General features: G+C 65.7%; 11 protein-coding genes and 4 pseudogenes. 10 read left to right on the top strand and 5 right to left on the bottom strand.

Features of this window, described 5'->3' with window-relative positions; genetic code table 11:
* Positions 1–56 precede the first annotated feature (56 nt).
* The 6 genes and pseudogenes from ACQKDV_RS12880 to ACQKDV_RS12905 form a co-directional block, all read left to right on the top strand.
* Positions 57–947, top strand: a pseudogene (locus tag ACQKDV_RS12880) (adenylosuccinate synthase); the annotation flags it as partial.
* A gap of 710 nt (positions 948–1,657) precedes the next feature.
* Positions 1,658–2,014, top strand: a complete 357-nt coding sequence (locus tag ACQKDV_RS12885; protein ID WP_427784114.1) for a hypothetical protein — start codon at positions 1,658–1,660, stop codon at positions 2,012–2,014.
* A 307-nt stretch (positions 2,015–2,321) separates the two neighbouring features.
* The gene (locus tag ACQKDV_RS12890; RefSeq protein ID WP_427784115.1) at positions 2,322–3,044 is read left to right on the top strand and encodes a GNAT family N-acetyltransferase; all 723 of its coding nucleotides are present in this window, start codon (positions 2,322–2,324) and stop codon (positions 3,042–3,044) included.
* Between the two features lie 171 nt (positions 3,045–3,215).
* Positions 3,216–3,859 (top strand): annotated as a pseudogene (locus tag ACQKDV_RS12895) (hypothetical protein).
* Between the two features lie 62 nt (positions 3,860–3,921).
* Positions 3,922–4,566, top strand: coding sequence for a transcriptional regulator (locus ACQKDV_RS12900; RefSeq protein ID WP_427784116.1), 645 nt, complete (start codon positions 3,922–3,924; stop codon positions 4,564–4,566).
* Positions 4,529–4,936 carry a hypothetical protein gene (locus ACQKDV_RS12905; protein ID WP_427784117.1) on the top strand — a complete coding sequence of 136 codons (408 nt, stop codon included), beginning with the start codon at positions 4,529–4,531 and terminating at the stop codon, positions 4,934–4,936. Before ACQKDV_RS12900 ends, ACQKDV_RS12905 begins: the two co-directional genes overlap by 38 nt.
* A 20-nt stretch (positions 4,937–4,956) precedes the next feature.
* Here ACQKDV_RS12905 and ACQKDV_RS12910 read toward each other — a convergent pair whose 3' ends face one another.
* Together ACQKDV_RS12910 and ACQKDV_RS12915 are read right to left on the bottom strand one after the other, a co-directional pair.
* Positions 4,957–5,601, bottom strand: coding sequence for a M23 family metallopeptidase (locus tag ACQKDV_RS12910; RefSeq protein ID WP_427784118.1), 645 nt, complete (start codon positions 5,599–5,601; stop codon positions 4,957–4,959).
* Positions 5,602–5,605: 4 nt separating this feature from the next.
* Positions 5,606–6,562: a L,D-transpeptidase family protein gene (locus tag ACQKDV_RS12915; protein WP_427784119.1), complete on the bottom strand. Its 957-nt coding sequence runs from the start codon at positions 6,560–6,562 to the stop codon at positions 5,606–5,608.
* 61 nt (positions 6,563–6,623) lie between these two features.
* Here ACQKDV_RS12915 and ACQKDV_RS12920 point away from each other — a divergent pair, with 61 nt between their 5' ends.
* Positions 6,624–7,337, top strand: a complete 714-nt coding sequence (locus tag ACQKDV_RS12920; protein ID WP_427784124.1) for a potassium channel family protein — start codon at positions 6,624–6,626, stop codon at positions 7,335–7,337.
* A 92-nt stretch (positions 7,338–7,429) separates the two neighbouring features.
* Here ACQKDV_RS12920 and ACQKDV_RS12925 read toward each other — a convergent pair.
* Together ACQKDV_RS12925 and ACQKDV_RS12930 are read right to left on the bottom strand one after the other, a co-directional pair.
* Positions 7,430–7,619 (bottom strand): annotated as a pseudogene (locus ACQKDV_RS12925) (hypothetical protein); the annotation flags it as partial.
* Between the two features lie 23 nt (positions 7,620–7,642).
* Positions 7,643–9,751, bottom strand: a complete 2,109-nt coding sequence (locus tag ACQKDV_RS12930; RefSeq protein WP_427784120.1) for a catalase — start codon at positions 9,749–9,751, stop codon at positions 7,643–7,645.
* Between the two features lie 122 nt (positions 9,752–9,873).
* On the opposite strand from ACQKDV_RS12930, the gene ACQKDV_RS12935 reads away from it, so the two are divergent.
* From ACQKDV_RS12935 to ACQKDV_RS12945, 3 genes are all read left to right on the top strand, one after another.
* Positions 9,874–10,608: a helix-turn-helix domain-containing protein gene (locus ACQKDV_RS12935; RefSeq protein ID WP_427784121.1), complete on the top strand. Its 735-nt coding sequence runs from the start codon at positions 9,874–9,876 to the stop codon at positions 10,606–10,608.
* An 81-nt stretch (positions 10,609–10,689) separates the two neighbouring features.
* Complete coding sequence (locus ACQKDV_RS12940; RefSeq protein ID WP_427784122.1) at positions 10,690–12,060, top strand: amino acid permease; 1,371 nt, start codon at positions 10,690–10,692, stop codon at positions 12,058–12,060.
* Positions 12,061–12,284: 224 nt separating this feature from the next.
* Entirely contained in the window at positions 12,285–12,695 is a 411-nt protein-coding gene (locus ACQKDV_RS12945) for a VOC family protein (RefSeq protein ID WP_427784123.1), read from the top strand.
* Positions 12,696–12,859: 164 nt separating this feature from the next.
* Here the strand turns inward: ACQKDV_RS12945 and gcvP are convergent.
* A pseudogene (gene gcvP / locus ACQKDV_RS12950) lies at positions 12,860–15,349 on the bottom strand (aminomethyl-transferring glycine dehydrogenase); the annotation flags it as partial.
* Positions 15,350–15,404: the final 55 nt, after the last annotated feature.

A 15,404-nucleotide genomic window follows, 5' to 3' on the forward strand; every position in this document is an offset into this window, starting at 1 on the left:
CGTAGAACGCGTTTGCCGACCAGGGAATGTCGTCGTAGCTGGTGGCCAGCGAGAGTGGCCCGGCCTACGAAGACAAGGTGGCGCGTCGCGGCATCCGCATCGCCGATCTGCATTACCCGAAGCAGCTGGAAGAACTGCTGCGCACTGCGCTGGACTACCACAACTTCGTGCTGACCAAGTATCTGAACACCGACGCGGTCGACTTCCAGAAGACCTTCGACGAAGCCCTGGCCTTCGGCGAATACGTGCAGCCGATGAAGTCCGACGTGGCCGGCATCCTGCACGACCTGCGCAAGCAGGGTAAGCGCGTGCTGTTCGAGGGCGCGCAGGGCGCCCTGCTGGACATCGACCACGGCACCTACCCGTACGTCACCAGCTCCAACACCACCGTCGGTGGCGCGCTGGCCGGTTCCGGCGTCGGCGCCGATTCGATCGACTACGTGCTGGGCATCGCCAAGGCCTACGCGACCCGCGTCGGCGGCGGCCCGTTCCCGACCGAACTGGACGATGAAATCGGCCAGGGCATCCGTGACCGCGGCGCCGAGTACGGTGCTTCCACCGGTCGCCCGCGTCGCTGCGGCTGGATGGACATCGTCGCGCTGAAGCGCGCCGTCGCGATCAATGGCATCAGCGGCCTGTGCATCACCAAGCTGGACGTGCTGGATGGCATGGAAAAGCTGAAGGTCTGCATCGCATACGAATACAACGGCAAGCGCACCGAGTACGCGCCGCTGGACGCCCAGGGCTGGGAAGAGTGCACCCCGGTGTATCTGGAATTCCCGGGCTGGAGCGAGAACACCCACGGCATCACCAACTGGGACGAGCTGCCGCCGGCCGCACGCGCCTACCTGCGTTCGCTGGAAGAGCTGGCCGGTTGCCCGATCAGCATCGTCTCCACCGGCCCGGACCGCGACCACACCATGGTCCTGCAGGATCCGTTTGCCTGAGCGATTGACCGGTAGCGCCGGGCCATGCCCGGCGTGGTGGTAACGCTGTTCAAGTGAAAAAAGCGCCGCGACTCCCTATGGGGTCGCGGCGTTTTGTTTGGCCGAATCGCCGCGCGTGAACTGCGATCCCAGTAGTGCCAGCCCATGGCTGGCAGAACCGAAGCCACCAGCATGTCGTTTCCAGCGCACCACATCAGCCAGCCACGTCAAATTCCCCCAAGCCACACGCCACTCAAAATCCTCGCGCGACGTCCACAATACAACTCTTGGTAAGCGATAAACGTCACGCACCCTTCTGAAGTTCGGGTTGTTGGCGACACCATACGTCGCGCACGTCCATGCATTAGCACCCTCGCGCCTTTTCCTGTCGCTTCTGCCTGTTCCCTGCGCATGCAACAATTTGCCCCGCGCGTTCGATGCATCCGAAGCATTCGTATTTTTCTCATTGAATCGAACGTGCAGGCGTAGACAACATGGCGAGCCACTGAAAAAAGGTGGCCGGGTGTGCAAACCCGAGCATAGCTGTAAACGCTTGCCAGCCGGCACCGTCCTGAAGCGGTGCCGGCTGGCAATCCGTCGGCCTTTATGGCGGGCGGTGCGTGGGGATCTTCGGATCCACCGGTTCAGCTATGCCCGGTTTGCAACCCGCACCGTCCGCCACCCGCTTCCGCGTGGTGGCGCTGTCACGCACAGCCACGGAAGCCGACGCCATGACCACCCGCAGGAACCCGCCGTTCCATGCTGTTGAGCCCATCAACGACGACACCAATCCCGCCGACGATCTCAGCACCTTCCAGGGCTGCCTTACCCGCATCCGAGAGGGTGAAGGCTCCGATGGCTTGCCCTGGCCGGAAGAAAACCTGTCCGATGGCCGACGCCAGTCCCTGGCGCGGATCGACCGTGCGGCCGTGGGCATCCTCACCGCGGTGGAAATGCTGCATGCGGCCAACCGCTGCACGACCATGGCCACGCCCCGCAGGCACCTGGATGAAGGCGTGGTGGAAGGGCTGTTCTTCGCCTGCCGCGAACTGGCCGAGCTGGTCTGCAGGGAAGTCAGGCCGGCCTGACCCGCGCGAAAGTTCTGTCTCTTGCGCGCAAAGGGTGTTTTCACCGCCTCAGGCATCTTCGCTGCAAGACCGTGCGTCTCACGCAGCCGGTGGACATCGTCGCTGATGTTGCCGGCCAGCGGAAGGCACTACCGGCGCAATTGTTCAGAGGATCCCGGGAGGCGCGCGTCTCGCTTATCCCGCCGGCTGGCTGTTTGAAGGAGGACACTTCTACAGCTTCGGCAACCCTCACTTCGTTCCGTGGTTGGAATCGCGCGCACTTGCACTGGCAGATTTCGCCGCTTGTACACACGAGGAAGCACCCACAGTGACTGAATTCTCAACAACCGTCGTGCAGTACTGGGACAGTCTGCTGCACAGGGGGCGGCAGTTGCCAAGTACGCCGGGGCTTACCGCCTTCGTCAATCCCGGGCTGGATGTGCAGCGACGCGCGATGATCCTGGAGGCCGGCGACGGCAGCGTCCACGCAGCGCTCACCCCGGGAGTCGCCGCGGCTGCAAAGCTCACGGCGCATCCCGCCACCCCCTTCTCACCGGCAACCCTGCGCGAGGCCCTGCGCAGTGGCGGCATCCGCCTGCATGCGCCCGATCTGGTGTATTACGCCAGCCCTGGCGCAGTTGCAAAGGTGATGCTGAAGCCCAGCGTGCGGGTGCGTCAGTTGGGGCCCGAGGACGCGAAGACGTTCGAGCTCTTCACGCACCAGGCCTTCAGGCAGGACCAGGAAGACGCCTACGTGGAGCTCGATCACTGGTCTGTGTTCGGAGCCTTCGATGAGGGCGAACTGCTGGCTGCTGCCAGCATGTATCCGTGGGGCGGCGCCGCGATTGCGGACATGGGTGTGCTGACCCTGCCACGCGCACGCGGCGCGGGCTTGGGGCGCGCACTGGTGGGTGCGCTGCGCACCGACGCGGAGGATCGCGGTCATCATCTGCAGTATCGGTGCCAGCATGACAATCACGCCTCCATCGCGCTTGCCCGCTCGAGCGGCTTGGTGCGCTATGGCACCTGGGAAGTCGCCTACGAATCGTGAGCACGTTGGCCTCGGTGACCGTGGCGCCGAATACGGTGCCTCCACCGGGCGAGGCAAAGGGGCCGGCAGCTGTCGCCGGCGCCCCCCCCGCAGCACTGTGGATACGTGCCGTTATGCGTTAGGTTGGCGGCAACGCCAGCAGGGGCGCAGCGCAAAGACACGGAGGTCGGCATGAAAGGCGAGACGGTCGCACGGGTGACCCTGTGGCTGCTGTGGAGCCTGTGGGCGCTGGCCTGCCTGGTGCTGCTGCTGGGCGCAGCCGCCAACCATCTGGCCTCGCGCACGCAGACCCTGCCGCTGATGCTGCAGCCGGGCGCCACGGCCGAGATCACGGTTTACCGCTTCATTGACGATCCGCTGCGCCTGCGTGTGCGCTACGCGGATGACGGCACGGACCCCAGCAGCAATCCCGAGCTGCGCCTGCGCGCGGAGACCCCGACTGATCGCATCGATGTCCGCGCGCAGCCACGCACAGGGGCAGCAGATCCTGATATCCCGCGCGCGCTGGCATCGGTGGATCCGGACAGATTCGGCGCGTCGTACTTCGGCTATGGCCGGGGCGATGCATTGCCGCGCGGGCGTTCTTCACTGCGCTTGACCGTGCTGGAGGTGGACCCGGCCCTGGCCGGGCGCGCGGCCACGGTGGAGCTGCTGCCCCGATGCACGCATTGAAGGTGACCGACCTGAATTACCTTTGGTTGTGGCCGTTCTTCTTCTGGCAGCCGGTGGCGTTGCTGTTGCTGGTTGCCGGTGGAGGATTGGCGGCCGCGAGCATCGCACTGCGGCGCTGGCAACGCCGCTCCGCCCCCCGGTAGCGCCGGGCCACGCCCGGCGGGGCACTTGCAGAATGCCCAATATGGGTAAAATAATGCCCAATATGGGTATCAAAGCTTCCGCGGCGTCTTCCACCGGCCCCATCGGGCTGGCCGACGCGCTGTTCACCCAGACCCAGCAACGGGTGCTGGCCCTGCTGTTTGGGCAGGAGCTGCGCGATTTCAGCATCTCCGAGCTGATCAGCGGCAGCGGTGCCGGCTCTGGCGCCGTGCAGCGCGAAGTCGCCAAGCTGGTCGCAAGTGGCCTGGTCGAGCAACGCAGGGTCGGTAACCAGAAGCGCTACCGCGCGTATGCCGGGTCGCCCATCCATGCCGAACTGGTGGCGCTGGTGCACAAGACCATCGGCCTGGCGCAGCCGCTGCGCCAGGCGTTGCAACCGCTGCAGGATCAGATTGCACTGGCTTTCGTCTTCGGTTCGGTGGCCAAGCGCACCGACAGCGCGCACAGCGACATCGATCTGATGCTCGTGTCCGATACGCTGGGCTATGCCGAGTTGATGGCCGCGCTTGATCCTTTGGATGAACGTCTGGGACGGCCGGTTAGCCCGACACTGTATACGCACGACGAATTGAATGATCGCCTGCGCAAGGGCAATGCCTTCCTGCAGCGTGTTCTCGAACAACCCAAGGTGTGGGTGATTGGAGGAACGGATGACCTCGTCGTTGCAGAATCTGGTCGGGGCGGGTAAACCGCTTACCGCCGAACCGCCCGATCCGCGCGAGATCGAAGGGCTGCAGCGCTCGGGCCTTGCGCGGCTGTGTGACGCACGCAATGCCACGTTGTCGTTGGAAAGCCGCTTCGACCTTGCATACAACGCCGCGCACGCCTTGAGCCCGGCCGCGCTTCGCGCGAAGGGGTTCCGGCCCAGCAACCGCTGCATCGTGTTCCAGTCGCTCAAGCACACGTTGGGCGTTGGCCGGGAAGTGTGGCGCGTGCTCGACAAGTGCCACCAGCAGCGAAACATCGCCGAGTACGAGGGCGAACTGGGCGTCAGCGGATGCCTGGTGGAAAACCTCATCGCCGCCTGCGAAGCGGTGCGTGTTGCCTCAGGCCTCTGAACAACGCGAGCGCTCGCGCGTCAGCGCCCCGTCTGCAGCAGTGGATACGGATTGATCGATTCCCCCTTCCACCACTGTTTTTCCGGCCCCAGCACGTGCACTTCAAAATGCAGGTGCGGGGCGTCGGCGCTGGCATTGCCGGTGCTGCCGACATAGCCGATCACCTCACCACGCTTGATGGTCTGCTTTTCGGCCAGGCCATCGGCGTAGCGCTGCAGATGCGCGTAGTAGTAGCACCAGCGTCCGCTGGGCTCGAACTGGTAGATCGTCAGGCCACCGCGCTCGCTGTCGAACAGCTTTTCCACCGTGCCGTCGGCCACGGCCAGCACCGGCGTACCGGCGTCGGCCATGATGTCGATGGCATCGTGCACGCGGCCTTCGCTGCGCGCGTCGGTGAAGGTGTCGCGCAGTCGAGAGGGCAGTACCCCCTGCACCGGCAGCAGCAGATCCATGGGTGCATCGCTGGCACTGGTGGGCGTTGGCAAGGATGCGGGTGCCGGCGCATCCGCCTGCGGCACTGCCGATGCCTTCGCCGGTGCAGCAGCCACCACCGGTTGCGGTGCGGGCGCCACAACGGCCACCGGTTCACCCGCATCGCGGCGCAGCCACCAGCCGGCGCCCAGGCCCAGCAGAACACCCAGCACGATCAGCTGCGAAAGGCGCATCGGCTTACTCCTGCATCACCACAGGTACGGAGGTATCCAGTGCATCGGCCACGCGCAGCGCATCCCAGTTGGTCATGCGCACGCAGCCGTGCGATTCGGTCTTGCCCACGTGGCCGGGTTCGGGCGTGCCGTGCAGGCCGTAATGCGGCTTGGACAGGTCGATCCAGACCTTGCCCACCGGGTTGTTCGGGCCCGGCGGCAGCGTGGCCTTCTTCTCGCCCTTGCGCGCGTCCCAGAACAGCTTCGGGTTGTAGTGGAAGGGCGGGTCGCGGTACACGCCGAGGATCTTCCAATCGCCGATCGGCAGCGGATCGTGCTGGCTGCCCGAGGACACCGGTACCTGCGCGATCACCTTGCCTGCTGCATCGAGCAGCTGCAGGGTGGAATCGGATCTGTCGACCACGACCTTGGCCGCCTTCGGCAGCGGTGCAGGGGCGACGTTGGGCACCTGGATGTGGCTGCCGGCCTTGCCCAGATCAACGCCGGGGTTGAGCGCCTTCAGCAGCTCGGGCGAGGCATGGAAGCGTTCGCCGAGTGATTCCTCTACGCTGCCGTAGCCCAGCGCTTTCAGCTTGGCCTGTGCAGCGGGCCCCTTCGGAACCGGCTGGAACGGGCCGGCCACGTCCTCGGCAGTCAACGTGTAACTGGCCAGCGGCGTGATGGCATCAGCCTGCAGTGCTTTCCAGGTGGCATCGTCCAGTTCCCCGCTCACGGTCAGCCCGTGCGCGGCCTGGAAGCCGGACACCGCGCGGCGCTGGTTGCTGCCCACTTCGCCATCGATCTGGCCGGGCGAGAAGTTGGCGCGGTCCAGCAGCACCTGCGCGTGCAGCGGCGAGCGCGCTGCGATATCCGGCCCGGCGCGTTCGGCGATGGGCGCGGGCAGGCCGGCGGGTGGGGTCTGCGCGAATACAGGGGTTGTCAGCAACGACAGTGCAAGCACGGCAACGCGGGGTGAAAGCATGGATATCTCCTGCAGAACATGCAGCCACCATGCCTGCACCCCACGAGCAGCCTGCGTGAAGATGCTGGTCTGCGCTGCCCGAAGTCCGATGCAGCAGGCGGCGACTATGGCGCGAGGGTGGCCAGCCGATGCTCAAGAAAGCGTTCGTCCTGCCGATGGCTTGTATATCGATTCACCACTCCCACGGAAGGTCTGGATGAGAAAGCGGCTGATTGCACTGGTGACCTGGATGGACAGCAAGGATCCCGCCGGGCGCGTGCGCATGTGCTTGAGCGCACTGTTTTTCCTGCCAGCGGTGCTCATGCCATTTCAGGGTAATCACTGGTCACATGCAGTCATTCTATGCATTGGCATCTTGCTGATACTTGCGGGATACATCAGTTTTGGCCTGGTCAGCCACCGTCACCTGAGGTACACCCGGGAGGAGCTGGTGTTCACGCCGCTGATCTTCGTCACCACCACTGTGCTGCTGATCCTGGTCTTCTCGGCCTACTACGCCAAGCTGCCTCTGGTGGCTTTCAGCAAGGATGATCGGCCGCTTGACGGCTTGTCCGAAGCGTTCTACTTCTCGACCGCAACATTTACCACGCTGGGTTTTGGTGACATCGTGCCGATCTCCGTGCTGGGGCGTTGGATCGTGGTGTTCGAGTCGCTGCTGGGTATGACACATATGGTGGTGTTCATCCTGCTGTTCCTGAGAAATGTTGATTTTGATCGACCGGCACAGGAGGGCGACGAGGCGGGTCGAGACGCGGGTGTGCCCGCCGGAGATTGACCTTCCGCAATTGCTTTGGCGGCCACAGCCGTGCTGCAGCGACGGGTGACGCCGCGCTGGGTGCATGGGCTGCCTGGCTGACGGTCAGCGGTCGGCCGCTTTCTTCGCCGACTTTCGTCCGCTGCCGCTGCGTTTGCCACCGCCATCCTGCTTGTTGACGGTGGCCCAGGCGATGCGTTCGGCCGTGCTTTCACTGGCGCCGCGCTCGCGTTCGCTTTCCTCGATGTGCTCGGCCTGGCGCTTCTGCTTGTCGGTGTAGGCGGATTTGTCACCACGGGGCATGTTGCTTCTCCTGTGAGGGACGATCAGGCCAGCTGGCGCAGTTTCGGTTCGCGCGCCCATTGGCGGGTGGCCGCGGCGGCGAAGAAGCCCTTCGTATCTTCCGCTTCCACGATGCCGGAATCGTTGCCCACGCGCGCCGCCTTCAGCAGCGCTTGCCCGCCTTCATCGCTGGCGATGGCCTTCAGGTGTGCCCACGCATGGCTGACGAACTCGACGGCCGCCGCTTCCTTGGCCAATGCCTTGGCGCCTTCTGCGCTGAGTACCACGGCCACCGCATCGAACACGGCAGACGGCGTGCCGGCCAGCTGGCCATCGGCGGTCTGGCGCTTGCCGTCGCTGAGCGTGGCGCCGCCGACTTTCGGCGCTACCAGTTTCACCTCGGCACCGGCCTTCTGCGCGGCCTTGCGCAGGCTGGCGATCAAGCCTGCATCGGAACCTTCATCGAACAGGATGCCGATGCAGCGCCCCTGCAGCGTGTCTTTCGTTCGGCCGATGATGCGCACTTCGGGAACGGTGGGCATGTCCTGTGCCGGCGTTGCCGTCGGTGCGGTATCAGGCAGGTCGGGCAGGGCCAGGCCGTCGGCCACGCGCCTGGCCAGCGATTCGTCGATGTTGCGCAGGTGGCTGACGGTACGCACGCGCACCTTCAGCGTTTCAACCTTCGACAGCTCAAACACCAGCGCCGAGGCGAGATGCGCCTGCTCCGGTTTTTCCAGGCTGCGGAAGAACGCGCGTGCCTGGCTGTAGTGGTCGGCGAAGCTGGCCGCGCGCGTACGCCCCTTGCGGCCATCATCGGCGGTCGCATGGCTGCGGAAGCCAGCCGGGGTCTCGCGCGGGCTGTCGTCTTCCAGCGAACTGGGATCGTAGGCCACGCGGCCCTTCGGCACCTGCATCTGCATGTGGCCATCGCGCTGGTGGTTGGCGAACGGGCACTTCGGTGCATTCACCGGAATCTGGTGGAAGTTCGGGCCGCCCAGCCGGATCAACTGCGTGTCGAGGTAGGAGAACAGCCGGCCCTGCAGCAGCGGGTCGTTGCTGAAGTCGATGCCCGGCGGTACGTTGGCCGGGCAGAACGCCACCTGCTCGGTCTCGGCGAAGAAATTATCCGGCCAGCGGTCCAGCACCATGCGGCCGATCACCTTCAGCGGCACCAGCGATTCGGGAATGATCTTGGTCGGGTCCAGATGGTCGAAGGGGAACTGCTCGGCTTCGGCCTCGGTGAACAGCTGGACGGCCAGCTGCCATTCGGGGAAATCGCCGCGCTGTATCGCCTCGAACAGATCGCGGCGATGGAAATCGTTGTCGGCCGCCTGCAGCTTCAGCGCTTCGTCCCACACCGTGGACTGGATGCCCAGCGTCGGTCGCCAATGGAATTTGACAAAGGTGGATTCGCCGGCCTCGTTCAACAGGCGGAAGCTGTGCACGCCGAAGCCTTCGATCATGCGCAGCGAACGCGGGATGCCACGGTCGCTCATCGCCCACATGATCATGTGCATCGATTCGGGCATCAGCGAAATGAAATCCCAGAACGTGTCATGCGCGCTGGCCGCCTGCGGGAATGCACGGTCAGGTTCCATCTTCACCGCATGCACCAGGTCGGGAAACTTCATGGCGTCCTGGATGAAGAACACCGGGATGTTGTTGCCGACCAGGTCCCAGTTGCCTTCCGGCGTGTAGAACTTCACCGCGAAGCCGCGCACATCGCGCGGGGTGTCGACCGAACCGGCACCGCCGGCCACGGTGGAAAAACGAGTGAACACCGGCGTCTTCGTGCCGACCTCGGTCAGAACGCGTGCGCGGGTGTACTTCGCCAGCGAGGTTGTCAGTTCGAAATAGCCATGGGCCGCGCTGCCGCGCGCATGCACGATGCGCTCGGGAATGCGCTCGTGGTCGAAGTGGGTGATCTTCTCACGGAGGATGAAATCCTCCAGCAGGGTGGGGCCTCGCGGGCTCTCACGCAGCGAGTTCTGGTTGTCGGCCACCGGAATGCCCTGCGCGGTGGTCATCGGTGGATGGGTGCCGCCGGCCTGCAGGTGCAGTTCATCTCCCTCGCCGGGGTGTGGGTGCTGGGACTGCTCGGTCTTCCGGGGCGGGGTGGGTGCGCGCTTGCCGGTTGGCTTGCTGGCGGCCATGGAAAGTTTCTCCGGGTATGAAGTTGGAAGGGGCAGGCCATGACAGTCGCCCCACGGCCGTTAACCCACAGTCCGCTGCGGGTGAACGTACAGGCAAAAGCACGCTCGGGTATGCTTGCCGCATGCGAGTCGAGCCCACCGACATCGAAGCCCTGTTCGACGCCATTCCGGACGTGCTGTTCTTCATGAAGGACCGCCAGGGCCGTTACACCCACGTCAACCAGACCATGCTGCGGCGGCTGGGCCTGCGTGCGCGCAAGGATGTGATCGGCCGCACCGCCGCCGAGATCTACCCCACCGGCCTGAGCGCGGATTATGTGGACCAGGACGCGCGCGTGCTGTCCGGCGAGGTGATCGAGAACCTGATGGAGCTGCACCTGTTCGCCAACCGCGAACCGGGCTGGTGCCTGACCTGCAAGCGCCCGCTGCTGGTGGATGGCAGCATCCAGGGGCTGATCGGCATTTCCCGCGACCTGGGCCAGAAGGACAGCCTGGGCAGCCAGTACGAGCAGCTGCGGCTGGCGCTGGCCCACCTCAACGCGCACTACGCCGAGAACGTGCGCATGCAGACCCTGCTGGACATCACCGGTTTCTCGCTGTCCAAGCTGGAGCGCAGCTTCCGCAAGGTGTTCCAGATGACCCCGCAGCAGGTGCTGACCCGCCTGCGCATCCAGATGGCCATGCACCTGCTGCATGGTGATGACAGCATCGCCTGCATCGGCCAGGCCTGCGGTTTCAGTGACCAGAGTGCGTTTACCCGCAAGTTCAAGGCCGAGACCGGTTTTTCGCCACGCGCCTACCGGGCCCGTATTGGAGAGAACGTCGGCGCCCATCTGGCCGAGGCCACGCTGCCCTGAGCGGTCTGCTGCACTGTGCCTATCCCCGTGAGTAGGGGACAATGTAAGGTGACGCCCCTGTAGCCGCCGCCAGTCCTGCCGATGCCCGCCAGCCCCGCACCGTCCGCCTCGTCGTCCCGCCTTGGCCATTCGCTCAAGCCGCGCCAGCTGATCATGATGGGCCTGGGCAGCGCGATCGGCGCCGGCCTGTTCCTCGGCTCCGGCGTGGGCGTGCAGGCGGCCGGCCCGGCCGTGCTGGTGTCCTACCTGGTGGCCGGCGCGCTGGTGATCATCGTGATGAACGCCCTGGGCGAGATGGCGGCGGCCAAACCGACCAGCGGTGCGTTCTCGGTGTACGCGGCCGATGCCATGGGGGCCACTGCCGGTGCCACGGTCGGCTGGTTGTGGTGGGTACAGCTGGTCATCGTCATCGCCGCCGAGGCGGTGGGCGCGGCCGGTCTGCTGGCCACGGTCTGGCCGGTGATACCGGTGCCGATGGCGGCGCTGGCGTTCATGCTGTTCTTCACCGCGATCAACCTGCTCGGGGTGAAGAATTTCGGCGAGTTCGAGTTCTGGTTCGCGATCCTCAAGGTGGCCGCGATCCTGGCGTTCATCGCCATCGGCATCGCCCTGCTGATGGGCTGGCTGCCGCAGGTGGCCTCGCCGGGGTTGAGCAACTTCACCCAGCACGGCGGCTTCGCGCCCAAGGGCCTGGCCGGCGTCGGTGCGGCGCTGCTGGTTGTCGTTTTTGCCTTCGGCGGCACCGAAATCGTGGCGGTGGCGGCAGCCGAGACCGAAGACCCCGAGCGCAGCATCGCCCGTGCCATCCGCACCGTGGCCTGGCGCATCCTGGTGTTCTACATCGGCTCGCTCAGCGTGATCATCGCCGTGGTGCCGTGGACCAGCGAATCACTGAAATCGCCGTTTGCCGCCGTGCTCGATGTGGCCAACATCCCGGGTGCGGCCACCGCCATCACCCTCATCGCGGTGATCGCCCTGCTGTCCGCGCTCAATGCCAACCTCTACGGTGCCTCGCGCATGATGTATTCGCTGGCGCAGCGCCGCGAGGCGCCCGCCGTGCTGGGCTGGACGGACCCGCGCCAGGTGCCGGTGATCGCCGTGCTGGCCAGCGTGCTGTTCGGTTTCGCCGCCACCATCATGGAGCTGCTGTTCCCGGACAAGGTGCTGCCGGTGCTGCTGAACATCGTCGGCTCCACCTGCCTGCTGGTGTGGACGCTGTCGCTGGTTTCGCAGCTGGTGCTGCGCCGCCGTGCCGACCGCCTGGGGACACGCCTGCCGTTCCGCATGGCCGGCTTCCCGTGGCTGACGGTGTGTGCGCTGGCGATCCTGGCATTGATCTTCGGCCTGCTGCTGAGCGAGGCGCATACGCGACTGCAGTTCCTGTCGATGGTGGCGCTGACCGCCGTCATCGCCGCTGGCAGTGCCATCGCCCGGCGCATGCGCGAGGCGTGATGCTGTAGAGCCGACCCTGCGGTCGGCTGCTTGTTGCTTTGCCTTTGTAGAGCCGACCCTACGGTCGGCTGCTTGTTGCTTTGCTTTTGTAGAGCCGACCCTACGGTCGGCTGCTGTTCGTGCAGACCTCAGCCGAGCATGGGCTCGGCTCTACAGAAGGCATACATCGGCCGTGCGATCCTGATCGCGTGCACCTTCACCGGCCCGTCCAACAGGAGTACCGCATGCTGCGCAGTCGCCCGTTCCTGATGTTCACCGGCCAGGCCGAGGCCGCCATGGCGCTGTACGCCGAGGCCTTCGCCGATTTCCGCCTGCTGGCCCTGCAGCGCCACCCGGAGGGGGCCGGTGCCGGCGTGCCGGGGCAGGTACGCCAGGCCATCTTCCTGCTCGGTGGCACGCACTACTTGTGCTTCGACAGCCTGGACGTGCACGACTTCACCTTCAGTCCGTCGATATCGCTGTTCGTCGAATGTGCGGGTAGCGAGCAGTTCGAGCGCGCCGCGCGCGTGCTGGGCGAGGGCGGGCACTGGCTGATGCCGGTGGGCGACTACGATTTCAGCAACCGCTATGGCTGGGTGCAGGACCGGTTCGGCGTGTCCTGGCAGTTGAGCCTGGGGCAGATGCCGGATCCGTGAGAACGCGGCATCCACGCATGGCGTGGATGCAACGGAACGCCCGCGGTAGATCCACGCCATGCGTGGATGGAACGGAACGCCTGCGGTAGATCCACGCCATGCGTGGATGGAAACGAAAACGGCCCGCTTGCGCGGGCCGTTTTCATTTCCGATGGGTCGAAGGATCACGCCTCGACTTCATCGTCCTTGTAGGCATCGACGGGGATGCAGGCGCACATCACGTTCTTGTCACCGTACACGTTGTCGACACGGGCCACCGGCGGCCAGTACTTCTGCAGCTTCAGGCTGGGCAGCGGGAACGCCGCCAGCTCACGCGGGTAGGCGTGGGTCCACTCGCTGGCCGTCACCGCCGTCGCCGTATGCGGGGCGTTCTTCAGCGGGTTGTCCTCGCGGTCCAGGCGGCCGTCCTCTATCGCGCGGATTTCCTCGCGGATCTGGATCATCGCGTCGATGAAGCGGTCCAGCTCGTGCAGCGATTCGCTTTCGGTCGGCTCGACCATCAGCGTACCGGCCACCGGGAAGCTCAGGGTCGGGGCATGGAAGCCGAAGTCGATCAGGCGCTTGGCCACGTCCTCGGCGCCGATGCCGCTGCTCTTCTCCAGCGGGCGCACGTCGAGGATGCATTCGTGCGCCACCAGGCCGTTGCGACCGGTGTACAGGGTCTTGAAGTGCGGGGCCAGGCGCTTGGCGATGTAGTTGGCGTTGAGCTGGGCCACCTGGGTGGCCTTGCGCAGGCCTTCGCTGCCCATCATGGCGATGTACATCCAGCTGATCGGCAGGATCGAGGCGCTGCCGAAGCTGGCGGCGCTGACCATGCCGACCGGGCCATTGTCACCCAGCTTGCCCGGCAGGAACGGTGCCAGGTGTTCCTTCACCGCACACGGGCCGACGCCCGGGCCACCGCCGCCGTGCGGGATGCAGAAGGTCTTGTGCAGGTTCAGGTGGGAAACGTCCGAACCCCACTTGCCCGGCTTGGCCACGCCGACCAGGGCATTCATGTTGGCGCCGTCGGTGTACACCTGCCCGCCGTGCTGGTGGATGATCTCGCAGATCTCGACCACTTCTTCCTCGAACACGCCGTGCGTGGACGGGTAGGTGATCATGATCGCGGCCAGGCGGTCGCTGTACTTCTCGGCATTGACGCGGATGTCCTCGACGTCGACGTTGCCGTTGGCATCGGTCTTGGTCACCACGACCTTCATGCCGCACATCTGCGCCGAGGCCGGGTTGGTGCCGTGCGCCGAATCGGGGATCAGGCAGATGTCACGGTGGCCCTCGCCGCGCGAGCGGTGGTAGGCGCGGATCGCCAGCAGGCCGGCGTACTCGCCCTGTGCGCCTGAGTTCGGCTGCAGGCTGACCGCGTCGTAGCCGGTGCATTCGACCAGCATCGCTTCCAGCGTGTCGATCAGTTCCCTGTAGCCGAGCGCCTGGTCGGCCGGCACCAGCGGGTGGATCTGCGAGAACTCCGGCCAGGTCACCGGAATCATCTCGGCGGTGGCATTGAGCTTCATGGTGCACGAGCCCAGCGGGATCATCGTGCGGTCCATCGCCAGGTCCTTGTCGGCCAGCGAACGCAGGTAGCGCAGCAGCTCGTGCTCGCTGTGGTGGGTGTTGAACACCGGGTGGGTCAGGAACGCGGACTGGCGCAGCAGCGCGGCCGGCAGTGCATCGGCGGTGCTGGCATCGAGCGCATCCACATCGGCTTGTGCACCGAACACGGCGGCCAAGGCGACGACGTCGGCGCGGGAGGCGGTCTCGTCCAGGCTGATGCCCACCGAGTCGCTGTCGATCGCGCGCAGGTTGTAACCGGCAGCGCGTGCCTTGGCGTGGATCTCATCGGCGTGCACGCCGGTGATGTGCAGGGTATCGAAGAAGTCGCCACCGACCTGCACGCCGGCGCTGCGCAGCGACGCGGCCAGGATCGAGGCCAGGCGGTGGGTGCGGCGGGCGATGCGGGCCAGGCCTTCCGGACCATGGTAGACCGCATACATCGAAGCCATCACCGCCAGCAGCACCTGCGCGGTGCAGATGTTGGACGTGGCCTTCTCGCGACGGATGTGCTGCTCGCGGGTCTGCAGGGTCAGGCGGTAGGCCGGCTTGCCCTCGGCGTCGATGGACACACCGATCAGGCGGCCCGGCATCGAGCGCTTGTAGGCATCACGGCAGGCCATGAACGCGGCGTGCGGGCCGCCGAAGCCGAACGGCACGCCGAAGCGCTGGCTGTTGCCGACCACGATGTCCGCGCCCCATTCGCCGGGGGCGGCCAGCAGGGTCAGGGCCAGCAGGTCGGTGGCCACGGCCACCAGGCCGCCGCGTGCGTGCACGGCATCGACCAGGGCCTTGTAGTCGCCCACTTGGCCGAAGGTGTCCGGGTACTGCAGCAGCAGGCCGAAGGCCTCTGCGTCCATCGCCTCGGCCGGGGTGCCCACGCGCAGCACGATGCCCAGGGGCTCGGCGCGGGTGCGCAGCAGTTCCAGCGTCTGCGGGTGCACGGCGTCATGCACGAAGAAGGTGTCCGACTTCGACTTGGCCGAACGCTTGGCCAGGGTCATCGCTTCGGCAGCGGCCGTGGCTTCGTCCAGCAGCGAGGCGTTGGCGATTTCCATGCCGGTCAGGTCGGCGCACAGGGTCTGGAAGTTGATCAGCGCTTCCATTCAACAGGGCGTTTTCGCCTTTTTTCGAGCGGTCAAACATTCACCGCTCCGCAAT

This window comes from Stenotrophomonas sp. NPDC077659, assembly GCF_050268705.1.
GTDB lineage: Bacteria > Pseudomonadota > Gammaproteobacteria > Xanthomonadales > Xanthomonadaceae > Stenotrophomonas.

Coding starts and splice junctions, on each gene's coding strand:
- ACQKDV_RS12885 (WP_427784114.1), top strand. CDS start 1,658: ATGACCACCCGCAGGAACCCGCCGTTCCATGCTGTTGAGCCCATCAAC.
- ACQKDV_RS12900 (WP_427784116.1), top strand. CDS start 3,922: ATGGGTATCAAAGCTTCCGCGGCGTCTTCCACCGGCCCCATCGGGCTG.
- ACQKDV_RS12905 (WP_427784117.1), top strand. CDS start 4,529: ATGACCTCGTCGTTGCAGAATCTGGTCGGGGCGGGTAAACCGCTTACC.
- ACQKDV_RS12910 (WP_427784118.1), bottom strand. CDS start 5,601: ATGCGCCTTTCGCAGCTGATCGTGCTGGGTGTTCTGCTGGGCCTGGGC.
- ACQKDV_RS12915 (WP_427784119.1), bottom strand. CDS start 6,562: ATGCTTTCACCCCGCGTTGCCGTGCTTGCACTGTCGTTGCTGACAACC.
- ACQKDV_RS12920 (WP_427784124.1), top strand. CDS start 6,624: ATGCTGGTCTGCGCTGCCCGAAGTCCGATGCAGCAGGCGGCGACTATG.
- ACQKDV_RS12930 (WP_427784120.1), bottom strand. CDS start 9,751: ATGGCCGCCAGCAAGCCAACCGGCAAGCGCGCACCCACCCCGCCCCGG.
- ACQKDV_RS12935 (WP_427784121.1), top strand. CDS start 9,874: ATGCGAGTCGAGCCCACCGACATCGAAGCCCTGTTCGACGCCATTCCG.
- ACQKDV_RS12940 (WP_427784122.1), top strand. CDS start 10,690: ATGCCCGCCAGCCCCGCACCGTCCGCCTCGTCGTCCCGCCTTGGCCAT.
- ACQKDV_RS12945 (WP_427784123.1), top strand. CDS start 12,285: ATGCTGCGCAGTCGCCCGTTCCTGATGTTCACCGGCCAGGCCGAGGCC.